At 69.1% G+C, this 21,894-nt stretch carries 20 protein-coding genes; 14 read left to right on the forward strand and 6 right to left on the reverse strand.

The annotated features are described in order from the left end of the window. Positions 1 to 2,383 (forward strand): TonB-dependent receptor (locus G3N98_RS29430; RefSeq protein ID WP_241026137.1); only part of this gene is annotated, 2,383 nt, incomplete at its 5' end. Between the two features lie 55 nt (positions 2,384 to 2,438). Further along, a complete protein-coding gene (locus G3N98_RS29435) occupies positions 2,439 to 3,218 on the forward strand; it encodes a hypothetical protein (protein ID WP_089494616.1) in 780 nt (259 codons plus the stop codon). A gap of 15 nt (positions 3,219 to 3,233) precedes the next feature. Here the strand turns inward: G3N98_RS29435 and G3N98_RS29440 are convergent, their stop codons facing one another. Next, a complete protein-coding gene (locus G3N98_RS29440) occupies positions 3,234 to 4,109 on the reverse strand; it encodes a LysR family transcriptional regulator (RefSeq protein ID WP_206150130.1) in 876 nt (291 codons plus the stop codon). A gap of 112 nt (positions 4,110 to 4,221) precedes the next feature. On the opposite strand from G3N98_RS29440, the gene G3N98_RS29445 reads away from it, so the two are divergent. After that, positions 4,222 to 4,647, forward strand: a complete 426-nt coding sequence (locus G3N98_RS29445) for a VOC family protein (RefSeq protein ID WP_011351673.1) — start codon at positions 4,222 to 4,224, stop codon at positions 4,645 to 4,647. Positions 4,648 to 4,779: 132 nt separating this feature from the next. Next, positions 4,780 to 5,364, forward strand: a complete 585-nt coding sequence (locus G3N98_RS29450) for a flavin reductase family protein (protein WP_206150131.1) — start codon at positions 4,780 to 4,782, stop codon at positions 5,362 to 5,364. A 21-nt stretch (positions 5,365 to 5,385) separates the two neighbouring features. Here G3N98_RS29450 and G3N98_RS29455 read toward each other — a convergent pair whose 3' ends face one another. Beyond that, the gene (locus G3N98_RS29455; protein ID WP_206150133.1) at positions 5,386 to 6,282 is read right to left on the reverse strand and encodes a LysR family transcriptional regulator; all 897 of its coding nucleotides are present in this window, start codon (positions 6,280 to 6,282) and stop codon (positions 5,386 to 5,388) included. A gap of 97 nt (positions 6,283 to 6,379) precedes the next feature. On the opposite strand from G3N98_RS29455, the gene G3N98_RS29460 reads away from it, so the two are divergent. Genes G3N98_RS29460 through G3N98_RS29470 form a run of 3 tightly spaced genes read left to right on the forward strand, consistent with a single transcriptional unit; the run spans position 6,380 to position 9,388 of the window. Then, positions 6,380 to 7,678, forward strand: a complete 1,299-nt coding sequence (locus G3N98_RS29460; protein ID WP_175237305.1) for a citrate:proton symporter — start codon at positions 6,380 to 6,382, stop codon at positions 7,676 to 7,678. 40 nt (positions 7,679 to 7,718) lie between these two features. Next, a complete protein-coding gene (locus G3N98_RS29465; protein ID WP_206150134.1) occupies positions 7,719 to 9,077 on the forward strand; it encodes an acyclic terpene utilization AtuA family protein in 1,359 nt (452 codons plus the stop codon). Beyond that, positions 9,077 to 9,388 carry a hypothetical protein gene (locus G3N98_RS29470; RefSeq protein ID WP_089425890.1) on the forward strand — a complete coding sequence of 104 codons (312 nt, stop codon included), beginning with the start codon at positions 9,077 to 9,079 and terminating at the stop codon, positions 9,386 to 9,388. Before G3N98_RS29465 ends, G3N98_RS29470 begins: the two co-directional genes overlap by 1 nt. A 30-nt stretch (positions 9,389 to 9,418) precedes the next feature. On the opposite strand, the gene G3N98_RS29475 is transcribed toward G3N98_RS29470, so the two are convergent. Beyond that, a complete protein-coding gene (locus G3N98_RS29475; protein WP_206150135.1) occupies positions 9,419 to 10,240 on the reverse strand; it encodes a carbon-nitrogen hydrolase family protein in 822 nt (273 codons plus the stop codon). A gap of 177 nt (positions 10,241 to 10,417) precedes the next feature. Continuing rightward, positions 10,418 to 11,215, reverse strand: a complete 798-nt coding sequence (locus G3N98_RS29480) for a LuxR C-terminal-related transcriptional regulator (RefSeq protein ID WP_206150136.1) — start codon at positions 11,213 to 11,215, stop codon at positions 10,418 to 10,420. A gap of 224 nt (positions 11,216 to 11,439) precedes the next feature. Between G3N98_RS29480 and G3N98_RS29485 the strand changes: the two genes are divergently transcribed. The 4 genes from G3N98_RS29485 to G3N98_RS29500 are packed head-to-tail and all read left to right on the forward strand — an operon-like array spanning position 11,440 to position 16,548. Continuing rightward, complete coding sequence (locus G3N98_RS29485) at positions 11,440 to 13,779, forward strand: hypothetical protein (RefSeq protein WP_206150137.1); 2,340 nt, start codon at positions 11,440 to 11,442, stop codon at positions 13,777 to 13,779. After that, positions 13,776 to 14,996: a hypothetical protein gene (locus G3N98_RS29490; RefSeq protein ID WP_206150138.1), complete on the forward strand. Its 1,221-nt coding sequence runs from the start codon at positions 13,776 to 13,778 to the stop codon at positions 14,994 to 14,996. The genes G3N98_RS29485 and G3N98_RS29490 overlap by 4 nt, the downstream gene beginning before the upstream one ends. A gap of 13 nt (positions 14,997 to 15,009) precedes the next feature. After that, on the forward strand, positions 15,010 to 15,681 hold the full coding sequence (locus G3N98_RS29495) for a DUF1266 domain-containing protein (RefSeq protein WP_206150139.1): 672 nt from the start codon (positions 15,010 to 15,012) through the stop codon (positions 15,679 to 15,681). A gap of 60 nt (positions 15,682 to 15,741) precedes the next feature. Next, complete coding sequence (locus G3N98_RS29500) at positions 15,742 to 16,548, forward strand: topoisomerase IV (protein WP_206150141.1); 807 nt, start codon at positions 15,742 to 15,744, stop codon at positions 16,546 to 16,548. 42 nt (positions 16,549 to 16,590) lie between these two features. Here the strand turns inward: G3N98_RS29500 and G3N98_RS29505 are convergent, their stop codons facing one another. Together G3N98_RS29505 and G3N98_RS29510 are read right to left on the reverse strand one after the other, a co-directional pair. Then, positions 16,591 to 17,520 carry a phosphatidate cytidylyltransferase gene (locus G3N98_RS29505; RefSeq protein WP_206150143.1) on the reverse strand — a complete coding sequence of 310 codons (930 nt, stop codon included), beginning with the start codon at positions 17,518 to 17,520 and terminating at the stop codon, positions 16,591 to 16,593. A gap of 37 nt (positions 17,521 to 17,557) precedes the next feature. Beyond that, the gene (locus G3N98_RS29510; RefSeq protein ID WP_071334306.1) at positions 17,558 to 18,190 is read right to left on the reverse strand and encodes a lysophospholipid acyltransferase family protein; all 633 of its coding nucleotides are present in this window, start codon (positions 18,188 to 18,190) and stop codon (positions 17,558 to 17,560) included. A gap of 457 nt (positions 18,191 to 18,647) precedes the next feature. Between G3N98_RS29510 and G3N98_RS29515 the strand changes: the two genes are divergently transcribed. From G3N98_RS29515 to G3N98_RS29525, 3 genes are all read left to right on the forward strand, one after another. Continuing rightward, positions 18,648 to 19,253: a CDP-alcohol phosphatidyltransferase family protein gene (locus G3N98_RS29515; protein ID WP_089425120.1), complete on the forward strand. Its 606-nt coding sequence runs from the start codon at positions 18,648 to 18,650 to the stop codon at positions 19,251 to 19,253. A 105-nt stretch (positions 19,254 to 19,358) separates the two neighbouring features. After that, positions 19,359 to 21,128, forward strand: coding sequence for a bifunctional alpha/beta hydrolase/class I SAM-dependent methyltransferase (locus tag G3N98_RS29520; RefSeq protein ID WP_206150145.1), 1,770 nt, complete (start codon positions 19,359 to 19,361; stop codon positions 21,126 to 21,128). After that, positions 21,125 to 21,894: phosphatase PAP2 family protein (locus G3N98_RS29525; protein ID WP_206150147.1), on the forward strand; the 770-nt coding region annotated here is incomplete at its 3' end. The genes G3N98_RS29520 and G3N98_RS29525, both read left to right, overlap by 4 nt.

Below are 21,894 nucleotides of genomic sequence, written 5' to 3' on the forward strand. Positions count from 1 at the left end.
TCCCGCGCTGGCCGACACTGACACCGATGCGGCGCCGGCCGTGCAGCGCGCGGCGCGCCGTGCGTTCGACATTCCGGCCGGGCCGCTCGAAGCGGCGCTGAACCGGTTCGGCCGCGACGCGGGGATCCTGCTCGCGTTTCCGGCCGAGCTGACCGCCGGCCTGACGAGCGGCGGCGTGCAGGGGCGCTTCGATGTCGACGGCGCGCTCGACCGCCTGCTCGCGGGCACCGGGCTCGTCGCGTTGCGCCAATCGGGCGGCGGTTACACACTGAAGCGCGCGGACGGTTCGGTCGCACGGCCCGCGGCGGCCGGCGTCGCGGCGGGCGCCGAGTTGCCCGCGATCAATGTGCGCACCCGCGCGCTGCGCGCCGAAAGCTATCGCGCGCCGAAGGAAGCGGGCGTGCTGCGTTCCGAGATCCCGCTGCTCGACACCGCGCAGGCCGTCAACATCGTGCCCGCGCAGGTGCTGCGCGACCAGCGGCCGCGCAACCTGGACGATGCGCTCGGCAATGTCAGCGGCATCACGCAGGGCAACACGCTCGCGGGCACGCAGGACACGATCATGAAGCGCGGCTTCGGCGGCAACCGCGACGGCTCGATCATGCAGAACGGGATGCCGCTCGTGCAGGGGCGCGCGTTCAACGCGGCGGTCGACAGCGTCGAGGTGCTGAAGGGGCCGACGTCGCTGCTGTACGGGCTGATGGACCCGGGCGGCGTGGTCAACGTCGTCACCAAGCAGCCGCAGCTCAAGCGCTACAACGCGATCTCGCTCGGCGCGTCGACGTTCGGGCACGGCAAGAACGGCGGCAGCGCGACCTTCGATTCGACCGGGCCGGTCGGCGACTCGCGGCTCGCGTACCGGCTGATCGTCGACCAGTCGAACGAGCAGTACTGGCGCAACTTCGGCGAATACCGGCAGACCTTCGTCGCGCCGTCGCTCGCGTGGTACGGCCGCGATACGCAGGTCGCGGTGTCCTACCAGTACCGGAAATTCCATTCGCCGTTCGATCGCGGCACCGCGCTCGACCCGCGCACCAATGCGCCGCTCGACATTCCCGCGCGGCGGCGCATCGACGAGCCGTTCAACAACATGGACGGCGAATCGCACCTCGCGCAGGTGAGCGTCGATCACCAGTTCAACGCGGACTGGAGCGCGCATTTCGGCTACAGCTACAACCGCGAGACCTACGACGCGAACCAGTTGCGCACGACCGGTGTCGATCCGGTGAAGGGCACGATGACGCGCAGCAACGACGCGACGCACGGCTCGCTCAGCACCGACAGCTACGGGATCGGCTACGTGAACGGCAAGCTGATGCTGGGCGGGATGCAGCACGACGTGCAGGTCGGCTTCGATACCGAATACCGGCGCATCTACCGCAAGGACATGCTGCGGCAGGCGGTGAAGACGCCGTTCAGCTATATCGATCCCGTCTACGGGCTGCTGCCGCCGTCGAGCACGGTGTCCGCGAGCGACAGCGACCAGACCGACACGCTGCACGATGCGTCGGCGTTCGTGCAGGACACGATCCACCTGACCGACAAGTGGATCGTGTCGGGCGGGTTGCGCTACATCACGTACAACCAGGTCGCGGGGCGCGGCCGGCCGTTCGTCGCGAACACCGATCTCAGCGGTTCGAAGTGGCTGCCGCGCGCGGGTGTCGTCTACAAGTGGACCGACACGTTCTCGCTGTACGGCAGCTATTCGCAATCGCTGAAGCCGTCGTCGTCGATCGCGCCGATGACGGGCTACATCATCGACGGCGCGACGCCGCCCGAGGAAGCGACCGCGTGGGAAGTGGGCGGCAAGCTCGACCTGCCGGGCGGGATGACGGGCACGCTCGCGCTCTTCAACATCGACAAGAAGAACGTGCTCGTGTCGCAGTACAACGACGCGACCAAGCTGACCGACTGGCGCACGTCGGGCAAGGCGCGTTCGCGCGGGATCGAGCTCGACGTGTCGGGCAAGATCGGCGAGCGCGTGAACGTGATCGCGAGCTACGCGTACATCGACGCGAAGACGACTGAAGATCCGCTGTACGCGGGCAACCAGCTGTGGAACGTCGCGCGTCACACCGCGTCGCTCGCGGCCGTCTACGACTTCGGCACGGTGGCCGGCGGCGACGACCTGCGCATCGGCGCGGACATGCGCTACGTCGGCGCGCGGCCTGGCGATTCGGCGAACAGCTTCACGCTGCCGTCGTACGTGCTCGCCGACGCGTTCGCCACGTACGACACGCGGATCGGCAAGCAGAAGCTGTCGTTCCAGCTCAACGTGAAGAACCTCTTCAATCGCACGTACTACCCGTCGAGCGCGAACCGTTACTTCGTCGCGATCGGCGATGCGCGGCAGGTGTCGCTGCTCACCACGCTGCAGTTCTGACCACGCAATTACCGCGCGGCCGTCACGGCGGCGCGCGGCTTCGGAGAAGATCCAGATGAACCGGAACATGAAGACCGGCGCCGTGCGCGCCGTGGCCGCGAGCGCGCGGCGTCGTGCCTTGCGTGCGATCGCGGGCTCGGTGCTCGCGATCGGCGCGGGCCTGGGCCTCGGCGCGGCGGTGGCCGCGCCCGCGTTGGCGGCCGATGCGTCGCAGGCCGCTACGCGCGTCGCGATGCTCGTGCAGCTGCGCGGGCCGAACCTGAAGGTTGACGAACGCATCAGCCAGCATCTCGGCGAACGCGGCTACGCGGTGCGCCTGATCGACGAGTCGTCGACGCCCGACGCGGCGCGCGATGCCGACCTGGTCGTGATTTCGTCGACGGTGTCGTCGAAGAACGTGCGACCCGGCTGGCGCACGCTCGACAAGCCGCTCGTGACCTGGGAAAACGACCTGCTCGACGATTTCGCGATGACGGGCAAGCGCCACGACGTCGACTTCGGCGAAACGGGCAAGGAGCGCTACCTGTGGCTCGTCAATGCGCCGCACCCGATCGCGGCCGGGCTGCCGGCCGGCGCGACCAACGTGTACGGCAAGCAGGCGCCGATGAGCTGGGGCAAGCCGGGGCTCGGCGCGATCACGATCGCGACCGTGTACGGCCAGCCCGACAAGGCCGCGATCTTCGCGTACGAGAAGGGCGCGACGATGGATTACGAAGCGCTCGCGCCCGCGCGTCGCGTGATGTTCTTCCTCGACAACGACACGTTCGTGAACCTGTCGCCGGCCGGTGTCGCGCTGTTCGACGCGGCCGTCGACTGGGCGGCCGGGCGGCGCTGATCGGCAACGCCGGCGCTAGGCCGGCTGCCGTGCCGCCGCTTCGATCAGTTGCGCGAGCTTCTGCGCCGGCTCCGACATCGTGCGCCGCGCGCGATGCACGAGCCCGATGTCGCGGTGGAACGTGTGATGCCCGAGGTCGATCGCGCGTACGCCGGCCGGCCAGCGGCGATACACGGCGGTCTGCGGGACGATCGCGACGCCGACGCCGTTCTCGACCAGCTTGACGATCGCGTCGAGCTCGTCGAGCTCACACGTGTCACGCACCGCGATATGCATCTTCCTCAGGAAGCGGTCGACCTGGCGGCCGCCGAACGACGCGCGGTCGTAGCGCACGAACGGCTCGCGCGCGAGCAGCTCGGCCCAGTCCTTGCCCTTCACGCTGCGCGGCACGATCAGCCGGAACGGTTCCTGCACGAGGGTCGTCCAGTGCAGGTCGCTCTGCAGCGAAAACGGCGGCCGGATGATCGCGGCCATGTCGATCTCGCCCGCATCGACCCGGTTGACCAGCTCGATCGACAGCCCCGGGATCACGCGCGTGCGGCACGCGGGATGGCGGCGATGGAAATCGGCGAGCGCGGCCGGCAGCAGCGCGCTCTGCACCGACGCGATCGCGCCGATCGTCACGCGCACGGCGGCCGGCGAGCCGGGCGACGTCGAGCTCAGGTTCTCGTACAGGCCGATCAGCGCCTGCGCCTGGTCGAGCACGTGATGACCCATCTCGTTGAGCCGTGCCGAGCGGCCTTGCCGGTCGAACAGCGCGAAGCCGAGTTCGGCTTCGAGCCGCTGCATCTGCGCGCTCACGGCCGCCTGCGTGAGCCCGATACGGTTGCCGGCCGCGGCGAACGTGCCTTCCCGGGCGACGGCGACGAGGGTTTTCAGTTCGCGGATCATTGATCAATTTCGTTTGTGAATGACGCAACTATATATTGATTTAATTTCTGCTTGACCTTGACTACCATGGTGCCGTCCTCGCGCCACGCGAGCGTTCCATCACGAGGCCATCATGAGTCTTTCCCCGTTTCACCTGGCGATTCCCGTCTATGACCTGCCGGCCGCGCGCGATTTCTACGGCCGTGTGTTCGGGCTGGCAGAAGGGCGCTCGAGCGCGCAGTGGGTCGACTTCGACTTCTACGGGCACCAGCTCGTGATTCACGAGCATCCGAAGACCGCGTCGCAGGAAGGCGCGCATACGAACGCAGTGGACGGTCACGACGTGCCGGTGCCGCATTTCGGAATCGTGCTCGACTGGCCGAGCTGGGAAGCGCTGGCCGAGCGGCTGAAGTCGTTCGGCGTGACCTTCGTGATCGAGCCGTATGTGCGGTTCCAGGGGCAGGTCGGCGAACAGGCGACGATGTTCCTGTTCGATCCGTGCGGCAACGCGCTCGAATTCAAGGCGTTCCGCGACATCGGCCAGTTGTTCGCGAAGTGACCGGCGGCGCGGTCAGCGCCGATCGACATTGGGTGCGAGAATGCGGCCTCCGGCCCGGTTGTGCGCCTGCGCACCGGCCGGCGTCGTGCCGCACGGCATCTGTCCGTGCGAGCCGTTCTCCAAGGAACCCGTATGGACAGTCACATCGCTCCGGTGGAGCTGAAGAAGGCCTACCGTCTCCTCAACCACGGCCCGACCGTGCTCGTGTCGGCCCGCCACGCTGGCGTCGACAACGTGATGGCCGCCGCGTGGGCGTGCGCGCTGGATTTCCTGCCGCCGAAGCTGACGGTCGTGCTCGACAAGACCGCGAAGACGCGCGAGCTCGTCGAGCGCAGCGGTACGTTCGTGATCCAGGTGCCGACGGCCGCGCAGCTTCGCCTCACGCATGCGGTCGGCAGCCACAGTCTCGCGGAGCGCCCCGACAAGCTGCGCGAAGCGGGCGTCACGCTGTTCGACGTCGAAGGCCACGACCTGCCGTTCGTCGCCGGCTGTTCGGGCTGGCTCGCGTGCAAGCTGGTTCCGGAGCCGCACAACCAGCAGACCTACGACCTGTTCATCGGCGAGGTGGTCGCGGCGTGGTCCGACACGCGCGTGTTCCGCGACGGCCACTGGTATTTCGAATCGGCCGATCCGGCGCTGCGCAGCCTGCACTACATCGCGGGCGGCAATTTCTACGCGATCGGCGAATCGCTGCACGTCGATCCGGACGCGAAGTAAGCACCGATCCGGGCGCGCGGTTCATGCGCGCTTGTTCAATTCCATCAGCATGGCTTCGGCGAACGCCTGCGCGACGCGCGGCAGCGTGCGGCCGCGCTTCGTGACGAGCGCGATCGGCCGCATGAACGCAGGGTCGTCGATCGGCTTCGCGACCAGCTCGGGCTCGGCGCGCACCTCGCGCGCGGTTGCCGGCAGGATCGTCACGCCGAGGCCGCCGCGCACCATCGCGACGGCCGTCATCATGTAGGTCGGCTCGCACGCGATGGCGGGCGTGCAGCCGGCCGCGTCCAGCGCGGCATCGACGACGCTGCGCACGCTCGTGCCTCGTGCGGTGAGCACGAGCGGCACGGCTGCGACGTCTGCAGTGGTCAAGCGGCGCTTGCGCGCGAGCGGATGATCCTTCGGGCACACGGCGACGAGCCGGTCGGCGCCCGCATACAGCACCTCCAGCGACGCATCGAAGGTGTCGCCGCCCGTCAATCCGAGATCGGCTTCCTCGTTGCGCACGAGCGCGGTGACGAGGCTCGCGACGCCGTCGCGGATCTCGAAGCCCGCAAGCGGCACCTCGCGCCGGAACGACTGGATCAGCTCGGGCAGCACGCTGGACGCGAAGGTCGGCAGGCACGCGAGCCGCACCGTGCCGCTCGTGCCTTCGCCGAGTGCGCGCGCGTCGCGCAGCACGCGCTCCATGTCGTCGAGCGAGCGTTGCAGCAGCGGCAGCAGCTCGCGCCCGGTCTGCGTGAGTGCGACGCTGCGGCTGTTGCGGTCAAACAGGCGCGCGCCGACGATCTCCTCGAGCCGGCGGATCTGCACGGTCAGCGCCGGCTGCGACAGGTGCAGGCGCGCGGCCGCACGGGTGAAGTTGCCGGCCTGCGCGACGGTGACGAACGCGCGAATGTCGCGAAGATTCAGATCCATAACGGTTCGTGATTGCTGCGATCAAATCATTTCAATTGTGCTATCGCTGCGCCGACCTTACGCTCGTCTCCAACAAAAGACAAGGTAGGAGACACGGATGCTGCCGTTACTCGGGCTGGGCACGATCGTCGTGCTGCTGGCCGCGATTCTGTCGAAGCGGATGTCGCCGCTCGTCGCGCTGATCATCGTGCCGATCGCCGCGTCGCTGATCGGCGGCTTCGGGCTGCACACCAGCAAGTTCGTCATCGACGGGCTGAAGGGGCTCGCGCCCGTCGTCGGGATGTTCGTGTTCGCGATCCTCTATTTCGGGACGATCACCGACGCCGGCACGCTCGACCCGATCATCGACCGCATCCTGCGCGCGGTCGGCACGCGGCCCACGCGCATCGTGATGGGGACGACGCTGCTCGCGCTGCTGATTCACCTCGACGGCTCGGGCGCCGTCTGCTTCCTCGTGACGATTCCGGCCGTGCTGCCGCTGTACGACCGGCTGAAGATGGACCGGCGCGTGCTCGCCGCCGCGGTGTCGATGGCCGCGGGCATCAACTTCCTGCCGTGGACGGGGCCGATGATCCGCGCGTCGGCGTCGCTGCACCTGCCGGTGTCGGCGCTGTTCAATCCGCTGATCCCGGTGCAGGCGATCGGGCTCGTGTTCGTGTTCGGCGTCGCGTACTGGCTCGGGCGGCGCGAGGAGAAGCGGCTCGGCCTGTCGCGCGACGACGCGTCGATTCCGCTGCCGAAGCGCGCGCTGACGCCCGACGAGCAGGCGCTGCGCCGGCCGCACCTGTTCTGGTTCAACCTGGTGCTGACGCTCGTCGTGCTCGGCACGATGGTCGTGATGGGCGAGAAGATCCCGCCCGCGATCATGTTCATGGTCGGGCTGTGCATCGCGCTGATGGTGAACTACCCGGACGTCGACATGCAGAGAAAGCGCATCGACGCGCATGCGCGCGCCGCGCTGATGATGGCCGGCATCCTGCTCGCGGCCGGCGTGTTCACGGGGATCATGCAGGGCAGCGGAATGCTGAAGGCGATGGCGCAGGCGGCGGTCGGCTTCGTGCCGCCGTCGATGGCCGGCCACATCCCGGTGGTGCTCGGCCTCGCGTCGATGCCGCTCAGCATGCTGTTCGATCCCGATTCGTTCTACTTCGGCGTGCTGCCCGTGATCGCGGAAGTGGCCGGCCAGCTCGGCGTGCCGGCCGTGCAGGTCGGGCAGGCGGCGTTGCTCGGCCAGATGACGACCGGCTTCCCGGTCAGCCCGCTGACGCCCGCGACCTTCCTCGTCGTCGGCCTGTGCGGCATCGAGCTGGCCGAGCACCAGAAATTCACGTTCCCGCTGCTGTTCGGCGCCTCGATCGTGATGACGATCGCGTGCGTCGTGCTTGGCATCTTTTGATCTTTCCCGGCGGTGACCGCCGCCGGACGACGGTACGGACATGACAGCAAAGCAACCTGAACGGCGCGTGCGCATCGGCGCGGGCGCCGGCTACTCGGGCGACCGGATCGAGCCCGCGGTCGAACTGGCCGAACACGGGCAGCTCGACTATCTCGTCTTCGAATGCCTGGCCGAGCGCACGATCGCGATCGCGCAGCAGGCGCGGCGCCAGGACCCCGCACTCGGCTACGACCCGCTGCTCGACGCGCGGATGCAGGCGGTGCTGCCGGTCGCCGTGCCGAAGGGCGTGCGCATCGTGTCGAACATGGGCGCGGCGAATCCGCGTGCGGCCGCGCGGCGCACCGCGCAAATCGCGCAATCGCTGGGTTTCACGAAGCTGAAGGTCGCGGCGGTCGAAGGCGACGACGTGCTCGACGTCGTGCTGCGCGGCGCATTCCGCTTCGAGGAATCGGGCGACGACGTCGCCGCCTATCGCGACCGCATCGTGTCCGCGAACGCGTACCTCGGCGCCGCGCCGATCGTCGATGCGCTCGCGGCCGGCGCCGACGTCGTGCTGACCGGGCGCGTCGCCGATCCGTCGCTGTTCGCCGCGCCGCTGATTCACGCGTTCGGCTGGCGGATGGACGACTGGGACACGCTTGGCGCCGCGACGGTCGTCGGCCACCTGCTCGAATGCGCGGGGCAGGTGACGGGCGGCTATTTCGCCGATCCCGGCTACAAGGACGTGCCGAACCTCGCGCGGCTCGGGTTTCCGATCGGCGAAGTCGCGGCCGACGGCACGCTCGTGATCACCAAGGTGCCGCACGCGGGCGGCCGCGTGAGCGCGGCGACCTGCAAGGAACAGCTGCTCTACGAGATTCACGATCCGGCGCGGTATCTGCAGCCCGATGTCGTCGCGGATTTCACGCAGGTCACCGTTGCCGAGGAGACGACCGATCGCGTGCGCGTGACGGGCGGGCGCGGCGCCGCGCGGCCCGATACGCTGAAGGGTTCGGTGGCTTACGTCGACGGCTGGATCGGTGAAGGCCAGATGTCGTACGGCGGCCCGGGTGCGCTCGAACGTGCGCGTCTCGCGCTCGAGATCGTTCGCGAGCGGTTGGCGATGACCGGCGTCGCCGCGACCGAGTTGCGCTTCGACCTGATCGGTGTCGATGCGCTGTATGGCGACGCGACGCCGGCCGTGCGCGGCGAGCCGGCCGAGGTGCGCGTGCGGGTGGCCGGCCGTGCGGCGAGCGCCGCGGAAGCGGCGCGCATCGGCAACGAAGTCGAGACGCTCTATACGAACGGGCCGGCCGGCGGCGGCGGCGCGTTCAAGTCGACGCGCGAGGTGATCGCGGTGCAGTCGGTGCTGCTGCCGCGCGCGGCCGTGACGCCGTCGTTTTCATTCGTGGAGGCATGATGCAACTGCGTGAACTCGCGCATGCGCGCACCGGTGACAAGGGCAATACGCTGAACGTGTCGGTGATCTGCCACGATCCGCGTCATTACGATCACCTGCGCACGCATCTGGATGCCGACGCCGTGAAGGCGTGGCTCGCGGGCATCGTGCACGGCGACGTCGTGCGCTATGAACTGCCGGCGCTCGGCGCATTCAATTTCGTGCTGCGCGATGCGCTCGGCGGCGGCGTCACGCGCTCGCTCGCGCTCGACGCGCACGGCAAGTCGGTCAGTTCGGCGCTGCTGGCGATCGAGGTGCCCGCCCCGGCGTAACGGATGTCGCCGCCGGAGGCGGGCCAGCGCTTACGGAATCAGCAGTTCGCGCAGGCCGTTGGCGTGCTCGATGCGTTCGCCGGCGATGTGCAGGCGCTGATCGCGGCGATAGTCGTAGACCGCGCGCGACGCGGCGAGCTGGTCGAAATCGAGTTCGACCGCGTGACGCGATTCGGTATTGCCGGCCTCGAAGATCAGGTTACCGAACGGATCGGCCGCGAGGCTGCCGCCCGCGAACACGATGTCGTGCGTGCTGCCGCCGACGCGGTTGGCGACCACCGCGAACACCTGGTTCTCCATCGCCCGCGCCGTCGCCGACGTGCGGTGGACGGGGCGGTACGGCTCCATGTTGCCGTCGGTGATGAGGATCAGCTCGGCACCGAGCGCGGCGAGCGCGCGGCCGGTTTCGGGGAATTCGTTGTCGTAGCAGATCAGCAGGCCAATCCGCACGCCGCGCCATTCGATCGTCGCGAAACGGTCGCCGGGCAGCACGACGCCGTGCTCGCTCACCCACAGATGCGTCTTGCGGTAGCGCAGCGCGATGCCGTCCGGCGTGACGAAGACGGTCGTGTTGTAGAAGCGGCCGCCGTCGTTCTCGATCAGTCCGACCACGACCGCCACATCGCGGGCGCGTGCGGCTGCCATGACGGCGCCGACGCTCGGGCCGTCGAGCGGCTCGGCGCATTCCGCGAGATTCGACGGATCGAGGAAGCCGGTGAGCTGCGCTTCCGGAAACATCACGATGTCGGTGCCCGGTGCGCAGGTTGCGATCGCGTCGAGCGTGCGTTGCAGGTTGTAGGGCGTGTCGCCGTCGCGACCGGCGAGCTGGACGATATCGAGCTTCAGTTTCATGGCGATTTCGGTAGCAGGGGCCCGTCGCCGGTGGCGCCGGAAGGGTGGGTAAGGAGGCCCCAGTATGCGCCGAAGCGGCGGATTTCCCATCCCGCCGGCGCGTTAACCCTTCGGGGGTATTGATCTGTGACGCCGCCGGTGCCGGCGAGCACCGGCACGCGCGGCCCGCGATGCGCGTCAGGTGCCGGCTTGCGCGTTCAGGAACAGCGAGAACAGCTCCGATTGCGAGTTGATGGCGAGCTTCCCGTAGATGTTGCGGCGATGGACCTTGACCGTTTCGGCGGATATCGCCAGCTTGTTCGCGACTTCCTTGTTCGAGCGCCCGCTCAGGATCAGCCGGATCACGTCGAGTTCGCGCGCGGTGAGCGGCGTGCCGAGCCGCGCCATGGCGCGCTCGAAGCCGTCCTGCGCACGGGGGCCGGCCCGCGGCGGCACCGTGGCTTCGACGGCGGCCGGCTCGAACGCGAGCCGCTGCCGCATCAGCCCGGCCACCCACGGCCGGATCAGGTCGAGCAGCGCTACCTGCTCGGGGCTGAAGCGCCGCTTGCTGCCGAGCGACAGGCACAGCGTGCGCGCATCGTCGAGCACGACGTTGTACTGCACCTCGTCCTCGACGACGTTGTGCGTGAAATAGAGCGTGTAGTACTCGGTATCGCGGAAGCATTCGGGCGCGACGTCGGACAGCCGGAACAGGCCGCTCTTCGGCGCGTCGCGGTTCGCGATGTAGAACGGGTCGAGCTGGTACAGGCCCTGCACGTAGTCGCGGAACAGCGGGTCCGGGCCGCCGCCTTCGTACGGGCATTCGGCGAACACCTGCGGGCGGCCGTCGCCGAACGTCAGCGCGACCCAGCTGTCGACCGCGACGTATTCCTCGATCAGCCGGATCAGCGCCAGCCAGAAGCCCGGCTGGTCGAGCGACTCGATGAGCCGCCCGACCGAGCGGTGCCAGGCGACGTCCTGCAACGTGAGGTTCATGCGTGTTCCGGGTCGGGCGGGACCGGTCGGGACGCATCGCGCCGTCGCGCCATGCGCATCGACCGGATCGGGGAATGAAGAACGAGATCGTAACGCCGGACGACGCGAATGGCGAGGCCGCGCACCGCCTCCGTCTCCTGATAAGCTATCGCGATTCCGAGAGGGGGCAGCCGTTGACCTCCAGTGCCTATACCAAGACCAAGACTCATAACGATATGACAACGATGCCTTTGACGGGCCAGTCGCTCGACACGCTGATGAACCGGCTCGAAGCCGATCTCGAAGAAAGCGACTCGAGCCGCGAGAGCGACCTTGCGGCAAGACTGCGGGCCCAGCCGTTGCGTGCCGATTCGCTCGACGCGATCGAGCGCCTGCACACGCTCTGGATGCACGCCGGCGATCCGGCCGCTGCACGCGCCGTGCTCGACGACGACGGCGCAGGCGTGCACGACACGGCGCCGCCCGACGCGCGGCCCGACATCCGCATGCAACTCGCGCTGTACCGGTTGCAGATCGCCCGGCACCTGGGCGAGAACGACGCCGTCACCCACGCGATCGGTGAGATGCATGACGTCGTGCGCACGTCGCCGACGCTCGATGCCGATCGCTTCGTCCGCGCCCGCATTCTCGATACGCTGGAATACGACCACGCGGAGCACGCGCTCGACGCGATCGAACTGCGTCACGCATTGAATGGCGCGCTGGCCGACCGCGCCACGTTTCGCGCCTGGGACGAAGCGAACCGGCAATGCCTGCGTGCGTGGGCCTTGCGGCGGCTTGGCCGGGACGACGACGCGCGGGCGGCGGCCGAGGCCGCGGTGGCGGCCATCGCGGCGGCAGGCGCGGACCAGGACATCGACGCCGATGACTGGCTGCGGATCGGCCGGGCGATGATCGAGATTGCGCCGCTGCAGTTCGACACGATTCGCCGGGCCGTCGAGTCGCGCATCGCCGACTGGGCACTGCCGCCGCGCCGCGAGGCCGAGGTGAGGCTGGCGCGGCTTGCCGCGCGGGCGGCACACGCGCAAGGCGATCTCGACGGCGCGCTCGCCCGGTGCGAGATGGCGAGTCACAGCCTCGAGTCGGACGGCGGCGACGACTTCATCGAATACGAACTGCCGTGGCTGCTCGAGGCGGGCCGCTTCGACGACGCGGGGCGCCGCGCGTTCTTCCACGTGTACCAGCTCGAAAGCAGCATGCTCGACCGGGTGGGGCAGATCATCCACGCACGCCTCGCCGAGCCGGCCGACACATCGGTCTGGTGGCCGCTGTGCGCGATGCGCGCAGCCGGTTTCGCGCCGACGCTCGAGCGGCTCGTCGAACTCGGCGCGGAACAGCCCGACGCGCTGGCCGCGCGTTCGCCGACGCACGGCGAGATCTTTGCCGCGCTCGGCTCGCTCGAGGGCGATGCGTTGCGCTACGCGGTCGCCGACGCCGCGCGCGAGGTCGCGCTGCGGCGCGCGCCCGGCCATCCGTGGATCGCGCGGCTCGCGGCGGTCTACGATGGCGAAACCGGCCGCATCGATGCGACGACCCAGGCCGCGCGCCTGTTCGCGGCCGCGCAGGAAGGCGAGATGCACGACAACCGCACCGCGTTCACGCTGACCGAGGCGCGCATACGCGCGCTGGGGGTCGCCGCCGCGCTGAGACTGCCGCCGCCGTCGCTGCGCAGCGGCTTGTGGAGCTACGCATTCTCGGGCTGGATCGAGGACCGGGTCGAGGAGGCGATCGAGGCACTGCCGGCCGCGGAACGGGCGCCGGTGCGCGCCGACCTTCAGCGCCTGCGGATCGCCGCGTACGAGCAGGGCCGTGCGTGCATGGAGCGCTTCTTCGAGACCGGCAAAGGGCACCCGTACGATTCTTGTGCGCACCTGTATTCGATGCTGTGCAACAACCTTGCGATTCTCTACCGCGACGAGGACCGTTACGACGAGGCGCTGGTCCTGCATCGCAACGGGATTGCGGCGAGCTCGTTTGCCGAGCATTACTCCGGTGTCCGCTACGTGCTCGCCTGCCAGGGCAAGGACGACGAGATGGTCGAGGCCGCCGAGCAGCTTTGGCATTACGCCGCCGAATACGGTTTCAGCCGGCATGACCCGAACTGGTACGTGCGCGACGTGGTGCGCGCGCTGTATCGCCTCGATCGTTGCAACGAATTGCCGATCTGGCTCGAACGCCTCGTCGGCTGGCAGCGGGAACACGATCAGGTCGACGGCAGCCTGCCCGACGAGGCGCTGATCGCCCGCTTCGTGTTCGCCTCCCACATGGCGGCATCGCATCCGGATCAGGCGTCGGCGCTGTACGACGCCGCGCGCGGGCAGGCCGATGCGTCGCACGATCTGGATGTCCTGCTCCGGGCTGCCGACGCGGCATACGAACTGGGCCGCCGGTCGGATGCGAAGTATTTCTACGAGCGTGTGCTTGCCGGCAACCGGCACGCTGCGGAACCGCTCGACCTGATGGAGGACGTGATCGAGCGACGGATCCGCGAGGCCGATGCGCCGGCCTCGCCGGATTCAGCGACCGCCGCGCCGAACAAGCGCTGGTGGAAGTTCTGGCAATGACGGCCGTCGATCGGCGGCCCGGCTACGCGCCGCGCAACGCGCTGAACGCCGATGCGCTGAAAGCGGCGATCGCCGCGCGCAGCACCGCGCGGGGCGATGCCGACGCGGTGCGCGCGTGGCTGCTCAATCATTTCTACCGGCATGTCGTCGCCAACTTCGAGCCCGCGCGCACGATCGGGTCGCTCGACGAGGCGCGGCAGGCGCTCGGCCAGGCTGCGCCGCCGGCGTGGGTCGCGCGGCGCTTCGGGCCCGGCGCGAAGACGATCGGCGAGGGCGACGCCGGCAGGCAGGCCCCCGTCGTCTGGGTCGACCCGGCCGATCCGCACCTTCTCGCACTTGAAACCACGCTCGTCGAGTTTCTCGAATCGCGCAAGGGCACCGGGCTCGAGGGCAAGCTCGACCGTGTCAATTGCCCGCAGGCGCTCGCGATGTGGGAACGCGAGCATGCGGAGATGGCGGACCGGATCGCGCGGGGCTGGCGCGAGAGCCAGCCCGATGCGCTGCGCACGTGGTGCGAAACCGCCAACGGGCGCTTTGTCGAATTCCTGCCCGACAGCGCGCTGCTGCGCGCCGAAATGGCGTTCGAGAGTTACGTGATGCGCCATTGCCTCGGCCAGTTCGCCGACCGGCAAGCGCTGACGGGCGGCTACGGCGGGCGCTATGCGGAAGCGATCGAGGCGCGCACGCTGCGGTTGCTGAGCTTTCGGGATGCGGGCGGCCAGCCGCACATCACGATCAGCGTCGCGGTGCATGCGGACGGCAGCCTCGACGTCGATCAGGTCAAGGGCAAGCAGAACCGGCCGCCGGTCGAGCGCTACGTCGACGACGTGCTGGCCTGCCTGAATGCGCTGGGGACGACGGATCGCACGCCGCCCGACTGCATCGCGCTCGGTGTCGTCCATACGCCGTCGGGGTGGTGCAGGATCGAGGACGTGACGGATGCCGCGTCGCAAGCACGGCTCGTCGCGCGCCATCCGCAATTGTTCGGACGGCTCGCCGAGCCGACGCCGACCGTCGAGTGGCTGGTCGCCGCGCGGCAGCCTGAACTGCTGCACGCGCGGCCGCCGCGTGCCGGTTCGGTGCGTTACGCGGTGCGCGCGACGCTGGCGCCGGCGGTGCCGTCCGCACGGCCGGACGACGCGCAGCCTGCCTTTGCCACCGAGGGCGTGCGCTGGCCCGGCTACGACGCGCCGCGTGGCGTCGGTGCCGCGCAATGACGGGGCGAAGACCATGATATTCAAGTTGATCGTTGCCCTGTTCGTGCTGTGGCGCATCGTGCGCTACTTCCGCCGGCGCGGTGGGCGCTATTCGGCGTTGCCGGCCCGCAAGCACTGGGCGCTGCTGCTCGCGCACCCGTACGTGGAAGCGACGGGATTCTCGGGTTTCGACGATGCGGACACGAGCCACCTGAACGACACGTCGCGCAAGTTCTTGCGTGCCCAGATGCTGCACCAGATGGAGTTGCGCACCGACGCGACGGACGACGATGCGCGCGCGCACCTGGCGCGCGTGCTCGAGACGCAGTGGTTTCGCGCCGACCTGCATGCGCTGCGGCCGACCGACGACCCGCGTGCGGCGCTCGCGTTCGCCTGTGCGCGGATGGCGTTCCTCGCGCGCGTGGCGATGCTGATGGGCTGGACCGAGCCGGACACCGCCTGGCGCGTGGTGTTGCTCAACGCGCAGCGCGCCCAGGACTGTTTCGACAGCTGGACGGATTTCGGCCACGCGTACATCGCGGGCCGCAGGCAGTGGGTGGCGGGATTTCGCGCCGACCCGTTCGGCAAGGCGTTCGACGACGCGACGCTGCAAGGCTGGCTCGCACCGGGTGGCGGTGCATGGGGGGCGGCGGCGTGGCCGGGGCTGGCGGCGTTCGATCCCGAGCCGGTCGCGCAACCGCGTTGATGCCGTGATGCCGCTGGCCGTTTGCTTCCCGCACTGTTTCTCATTCCTGGCGACGCCGACATGATTTCATCCATTCATCCCCTGGTGCGACGTCTGGCGCTGTCCGCTGCGTGTGCGGTGCCGGCGTTGACGTTGCCGGCTGCGGCGCACGCGATCGAGCCGGCGGTGGCCGACCGCCTGCTGCGCACGTTCATCCACGACAGCTATGGCAACTGGCGCGCGGACCGCAAGGGCTGGCAGGCGGACGGCGGCGATCTTGTCTATTCGCCGTGCGGCTCGCTGCGCGTCGCGACCGCGGAGGGCCCGCGCACGTTGCTCGCGATGTGCGGCGAGACCGAGGCGGCCGTGCAGAACGGGATGCCGGGCATGGATACGGACGCGACGACCGGCACGATCGACCTGTACGTGCTGAAACCGGCGGCGGACGGCAAGACGCTCGAGCCGGTCATGAAGAAAACGGAGATCGCGTCGGGCGGGCGCGGCGAGCCGGGCACGGTGCGTATCGAGCGGCTCGGGCCGCATCTGTTCGGGTTCGTCATCGGCGAAAGCGACACGCGGCAAGGCTATTCGCAACGCTTCCGCGCGATCTGGCTGCCGGTCGGCAATGCACTGGTGCTGGCGGCGGCGCGCATCGACGAGGCCCTCGACAACGCGGAGTCGACCGAATGTGCGCACGCGCGGGCGCGCTGCGAGGAACGCCGCTTCGAGATCGCGCCGGACCTGACCGGCGCCGGCGACGTCTATCCGTTGACGGTCACGGAAACGGGCACGCGCGGCGACAAGACGATCCGCGCGCGCCATACGGTGAAGTTCGACGCGGCGCGTGGCCGCTACGTCGTGCCGAAGGCATTGCGCGAAGGGTACTGATCCATCGCGCGCAGGAACGGGCGGCGTGGCGCCGCCCGCGCATCACACGTACAGATACCGCACGAGGTGGAAGAACACCGGCGCGGCGAAGCAGATCGAGTCGACGCGATCGAGCATCCCGCCGTGGCCCGCGATCATCGAGCCCCAGTCCTTGGTGCCGAGCGAGCGCTTGACGGCCGACAGCACGAGGCCGCCGACGAAGCCCGCGATCACGATCGCGAGCGAGATGCCGAACGCCGACCCGAAGCTGAACGGCGTCACGCGATACAGCGAGGCGCCGCACAGCGTGGCCAGCAGGCCGCCGCCGATGAAACCCTCGATCGTCTTCGACGGCGACAGCTGCGGCGCGATCTTGCGCTTGCCGAACAGCTTGCCGACCACGTACTGCAGCACGTCGCTGATCTGCACGACGAACAGGAAGAAGAACAGCAGCAGCGCGTTCTGCCCCGCGTAGTGCGGAATGTCGAGGATCAGCACGGCCGGCGCATGGCTCAGCCCGTACACGCACACCATCAGCGCCCAGTTGATCTTCGCGTTGCGGCTCAGGAAGTCGCGCGTGTCCTGCGTGAGCGCCGACACGAGCGACATCGCGAAGAACAGGTGCACGGGCACGAAGATCGAATACATCCCGTACCAGTTGATCCCGAGCAGCAGGTATTGCACGGGGATCGCGACGAAGAACGCGATGAACAGCGTCGTGTGGTCGCTCGGCGTGGTGGGCGTGAGCGTGATGAATTCGCGCAGCGTCAGGTAGGACAGCACCGCGAACACGAGATAGGTGATGTTGTTGCCGAGGCCGATCGCGATGGCCATGATCGCGATCATCGCCCACCACGCACGGATGCGCTGGTTCAGGTTGACGATGGTCGCGCTGGTGCCGCCGCTGCGTGCGCCGAGGATCGCGCCGATCACGGTCGCGACGACGAGCACGCCCGTGACGCCCGCGACCAGTTCCCAGAAATTGGTTCGCATCATTGATATCCGGAAAAGGGAGAAGAGGGCGCCGCGTTCAGCCGGCCGGCCGCTGCGGCGGCGCGAGCGCGACGACCGCGTCGCGCATGCGGGCGAGGAACGTCGGCTTGTCCTCGTCGGCGCCGCGCTGTTCGTTCGCGCCGAAGTGCACCTTGCAGATCAGCGGCACCGGCCAGATCGCGCCCTTCGGCATGATCCGCTGCAGGTTCTCGAGATAGACGGGCGCGAGCGCGACGTCCGGAAACTCGGTCGCGAGGTGGAACAGCCCGCTCTTGAACGGCTGCGGCAGGATCTCGGCGCCGCGCGTGCCTTCCGGGAAGATGATGATCGAATGGCCCTGCTTGAGCGCGTCGCGCACCGGGTCGAGCGGATCGCCGCCGGATTCGCGGTGGCGGTCGATCAGCACGACGTTCAGCAGCTTCTGCGCGATGTGGCGCTTCATGTCGCTGCTGTCCCAGTAGTCGCGCGCGGCGACCGGCCGCACGACCGCGCGCACGTTGCGCGGCAGCGCGGCGAGGATCGCGAGCGTGTCGATGTGGCTCGTGTGGTTCGAGAAGTAGATCTTCTGCGTCGGGGACGGCGGCGCCTGATGCCAGACCGGATACGCACCGGCGACGAGCCGCACGATGGACAGCAGGAAATCGCGCTGCCAGACGTTGAGGATGTTCATCGGCGCTGCGCCTCCTGCGTGCCTGCATGGCCCGCTGCGCATGAGCGGCGGGCGGGACCCCGGAATGCCGGCGCGGCAGGATGCGCGCCGGACGGCCCTTGTTTAAATTTTTTCAAATTCGTGGCTGCCTGTCGCAGGTCCGCGATAATCGGACGAGTCGCCGTCATACGCTGTTGCGTCGCGGCGAATGCGCCGGTCGGCGGCGTGATAATCGGCTGTTGCACGAGCGCCCGTTTGCAGTTCGAATGGATCTCGCTGCGATCGGGCCAGCGGATTATCGCGAGTTTCCGTCAAAAACGCCAGATTGGCGCCGCGCGTGCGGGCCGGGCGCGCGCTTGACGCATCGGGGCCGCTCGGCGACGATTAGGGCCGTCCATGGAAGGCCGTCCAAGGCCGTTTCGCCGCCCGGGGCATGGCGGCGGGAAATGTATCCGACTGTGCCGCGCAAATTAAAACGATGAGCCTCTACGCACTCAAACCCAAATTCCAGAACACGCTGCGCCCGTTCGCGAACTCGCTCGCCGAGCGCGGCGTGACGGCCAACCAGGTCACGCTGTTCGCGGCCGGCGGCTCGATCGTCGTCGGCGCGCTCGCCGGCCTCGGCGTGTTTGCCCGCGCGCTGTTCCTGCTGATCCCGCTGTGGCTGTTCGCACGGATGGCGCTCAATGCGATCGACGGGATGCTCGCGCGCGAGCACGGCCAGAAGAGCACGCTCGGCGCCTACCTGAACGAGCTCGGCGACGTCGTGTCCGATGTCGCGCTGGTGCTGCCGTTTCTCGCGATTTCCGCGTTCGCTCCGGCAGACGTCTGGCTGTTCGCGCTGACGGCGGTGATCGTCGAATGCGCGGGGCTGATCGGCCCGCTGGTCGGCGTGAGCCGCCGCTACGACGGCCCGTTCGGCAAGAGCGACCGCGCGCTCGCGCTCGGCGCGTTCGCGCTGTGGATCGGGCTCGGCTTTCCGGTTGGCGGCGTCGCCGTCTGGCTGTGGCGCCTGCTGATCGTGCTGTCGATCGTGACCGTGGTGCGGCGCGTGCAGGCCGGCATCGCGGAAAAGGGCGGTTGAAAGGGCAGTTGAAGCAGCGGTTGAAACAGTCGTCAACACAGTTGCGGTACCGGGCGCCGGAGGGCGGCGCACCAAGATTCGAATAACGAAACGAGAGAGAAACGCATGAGCGCACGCATGGCCCGCGAGGCCGACTTCATCACGCACGACGGCGAAACGCTGTTCTATCGTCACTGGCCCGCCACGGGCCCGCGCTGCCGCGGCGCCATCGTGTTGCTGCACCGCGGCCACGAACACTCGGCGCGCGTCGCGCACCTGGTCGACGAGCTCGACCTGCCCGATTTCGCATTTTTCGCGTGGGATGCGCGCGGCCACGGCCGCTCGCCCGGCGCGCGCGGCTACAGCCCGAGCGCGGCCGCGTCGGTGCGCGACCTGCAGACCTTCGTCGAACATGTCCGCGACACGCACGGCATCGCGATCGAGGACATGGCGGTGGTCGGCCAGAGCGTCGGCGCGGTGCTCGCGGCCACCTGGGCGCACGACTACGCGCCGCCGATCCGCGCGCTCGTCGTCGCATCGCCGGCGTTCCACATCAAGCTCTACGTGCCGTTCGCGCGGCCGGGCCTGCGGCTGATGCACAAGCTGCGCGGGCTGTTCTACGTGAACAGCTACGTGAAGCCGAAATTCCTCACGCACGATCCCGAGCGGATCGCGAGCTATGCGTCCGATCCGCTGATCACACGGCCGATCGCGGTCAACATGCTGCTCGACCTGCACGACACCGCGCAGCGGATCGTCGCCGACGCGGCCGCGATCACCGTGCCGACGCAGCTGCTGATCTCCGGCGCCGACTGGGTCGTGCATCGCGGCCCGCAGGATCGCTTCTTCGAACGCCTCGGCGCCGCGCGCAAGGAGCGCATCGTGCTGCCGGGCTTCTATCACGACACGCTCGGTGAACGCGACCGCGCGCAGGCGCTCGCCCCGCTGCGTGCATTCGTGCTGCGCGAATTCGATGCGCCGAGCCCGCGCGTGTCGCTCGCCGACGCCGACCGGCGCGGCGCGTTCCACGACGAATACGCGGCGCTCGGCCGGCCGCCCGCGAATGCGTTCGCGCGGGCGTACTGGGCGCTCACGCGCGCCGGCCTGAAGGCCGGCGGCGCGCTGTCGGACGGCATCGCGCTCGGGCTGCGGCTCGGCTTCGATTCGGGCTCGACGCTCGACTACGTGTACCGCAACCGCGCGCAAGGGCGGCTCGGCGTCGGCGCGCTGATCGACCGCACCTATCTCGATTCGCCGGGCTGGGTCGGCATCCGCCAGCGCAAGGTGCATCTGCAGGAACTGATCGGCGCGGCGATCGGCCGCCTGCGCGGCCACGGCGCACCGGTGCGGATCGTCGACATCGCGGCCGGGCACGGGCGCTACGTGCTCGACGCGATCGCGTCGGCCGCCGAGCGCGACGGCGCGGCGCCCGACGACATCACGCTGCGCGACTACAGCCCGCCGAACGTCGAGGCCGGGCGCGTGCTGATCGCGCAGCGCGGCCTCGAGTCGATCGCGCGCTTCGAGCGCGGCGATGCGTTCGACGAGGCGTCGCTCGCGACCCTCGAGCCGCGTCCGACGCTCGCGATCGTGTCGGGCCTCTACGAACTGTTCGGCGAGAACGCGCTGATCGAGCGCTCGCTGCGCGGGCTCGCGCAGGCCGTGCCGCCGGGCGGCTATCTCGTCTATACGGGGCAGCCGTGGCATCCGCAGCTCGAGTTCATCGCCCGTGCGCTGAACAATCACCGCGGCGAAGCGACCTGGGTGATGCGCCGCCGCTCGCAGGCCGAGATGGACGAGCTCGTCGCGCGCGCGGGCTTCCGCAAGCTCGACCAGCGGATCGACGAAATGGGCATCTTCACGGTCAGCCTCGCGCAGCGGGTCGACGCGTCATGAGCGCGCTCGGCGGCGGCGCGAGCGACCTCGCCGAACCGGCCCCGGCGGCCGGCGCCGGCGCGCGCGACGCGTCGTTCGCGCTGCGCTTCGGCTGGCTCGCGGTGATGGGGGCCGTGTTCTTCTCGACCTACGGCTTCGCGAACTGGCTCGCCGCGCGCCGCGCGGCGGTGCCCACCTTCGCGTTCGGCTGGGAGCACGCGATCCCGTTCGTGCCGTGGACGATCGTGCCGTACTGGTCGATCGACCTGCTGTATGCGCTGTCGTTCTTTTTCTGGACGCGCCGCGCCGACCTGCTCGATCACGTGAAGCGGCTGTTGACCGTGCAGCTGATCTCGGTCGCGTGCTTCATCGCGTGGCCGCTGCGCTTCGGGTTCGAGCGGCCCGACGCGGGCGGCGTGGCCGGTGCGCTGTTCACGCTGCTGATGGGCTTCGACAAGCCGTTCAACCAGGCGCCGTCGCTGCACATCGGGTTGCTCGTCGTGCTGTGGGCCGTGTATGCGAAGCACCTGCGCGGCACGCTCGCGCGCGGCGTGCTGCACGTGTGGTTCGCGGCGATCGGCGTGTCGGTGCTGACCACCTACCAGCATCACGCGATCGACGTGCCGACCGGCGCGGCCGTCGGCTGTCTCGCGCTGTTCCTGTTTCCATTGCGCGATGCCGCGGGCCGGCTGCCGGGCGCCGATGCGTCGCCGGGCGCGGCCGGCCGTGCGCTCGCGCGCCGCTATGCGCTCGGCGCGGCGGCGCTCGCGCTCGTGGCGCTCGGGTG

Origin of the sequence: Burkholderia sp. Tr-20390 (assembly GCF_017104595.1) — a bacterium.
Classification (GTDB): Bacteria; Pseudomonadota; Gammaproteobacteria; order Burkholderiales; family Burkholderiaceae; genus Burkholderia.

Bases quoted from the DNA above. Each gene is read 5' to 3' on its own strand.
- G3N98_RS29480 (WP_206150136.1), bottom strand. From the start codon at position 11,215: ATGAACCTCACGTTGCAGGACGTCGCCTGGCACCGCTCGGTCGGGCGG.
- G3N98_RS29465 (WP_206150134.1), top strand. From the start codon at position 7,719: ATGACAGCAAAGCAACCTGAACGGCGCGTGCGCATCGGCGCGGGCGCC.
- G3N98_RS29435 (WP_089494616.1), top strand. From the start codon at position 2,439: ATGAACCGGAACATGAAGACCGGCGCCGTGCGCGCCGTGGCCGCGAGC.
- G3N98_RS29455 (WP_206150133.1), bottom strand. From the start codon at position 6,282: ATGGATCTGAATCTTCGCGACATTCGCGCGTTCGTCACCGTCGCGCAG.
- G3N98_RS29460 (WP_175237305.1), top strand. From the start codon at position 6,380: ATGCTGCCGTTACTCGGGCTGGGCACGATCGTCGTGCTGCTGGCCGCG.
- G3N98_RS29495 (WP_206150139.1), top strand. From the start codon at position 15,010: ATGATATTCAAGTTGATCGTTGCCCTGTTCGTGCTGTGGCGCATCGTG.
- G3N98_RS29440 (WP_206150130.1), bottom strand. From the start codon at position 4,109: ATGATCCGCGAACTGAAAACCCTCGTCGCCGTCGCCCGGGAAGGCACG.
- G3N98_RS29520 (WP_206150145.1), top strand. From the start codon at position 19,359: ATGAGCGCACGCATGGCCCGCGAGGCCGACTTCATCACGCACGACGGC.
- G3N98_RS29510 (WP_071334306.1), bottom strand. From the start codon at position 18,190: ATGAACATCCTCAACGTCTGGCAGCGCGATTTCCTGCTGTCCATCGTG.
- G3N98_RS29485 (WP_206150137.1), top strand. From the start codon at position 11,440: ATGCCTTTGACGGGCCAGTCGCTCGACACGCTGATGAACCGGCTCGAA.
- G3N98_RS29445 (WP_011351673.1), top strand. From the start codon at position 4,222: ATGAGTCTTTCCCCGTTTCACCTGGCGATTCCCGTCTATGACCTGCCG.
- G3N98_RS29470 (WP_089425890.1), top strand. From the start codon at position 9,077: ATGCAACTGCGTGAACTCGCGCATGCGCGCACCGGTGACAAGGGCAAT.
- G3N98_RS29490 (WP_206150138.1), top strand. From the start codon at position 13,776: ATGACGGCCGTCGATCGGCGGCCCGGCTACGCGCCGCGCAACGCGCTG.
- G3N98_RS29500 (WP_206150141.1), top strand. From the start codon at position 15,742: ATGATTTCATCCATTCATCCCCTGGTGCGACGTCTGGCGCTGTCCGCT.
- G3N98_RS29515 (WP_089425120.1), top strand. From the start codon at position 18,648: ATGAGCCTCTACGCACTCAAACCCAAATTCCAGAACACGCTGCGCCCG.
- G3N98_RS29450 (WP_206150131.1), top strand. From the start codon at position 4,780: ATGGACAGTCACATCGCTCCGGTGGAGCTGAAGAAGGCCTACCGTCTC.
- G3N98_RS29475 (WP_206150135.1), bottom strand. From the start codon at position 10,240: ATGAAACTGAAGCTCGATATCGTCCAGCTCGCCGGTCGCGACGGCGAC.
- G3N98_RS29505 (WP_206150143.1), bottom strand. From the start codon at position 17,520: ATGCGAACCAATTTCTGGGAACTGGTCGCGGGCGTCACGGGCGTGCTC.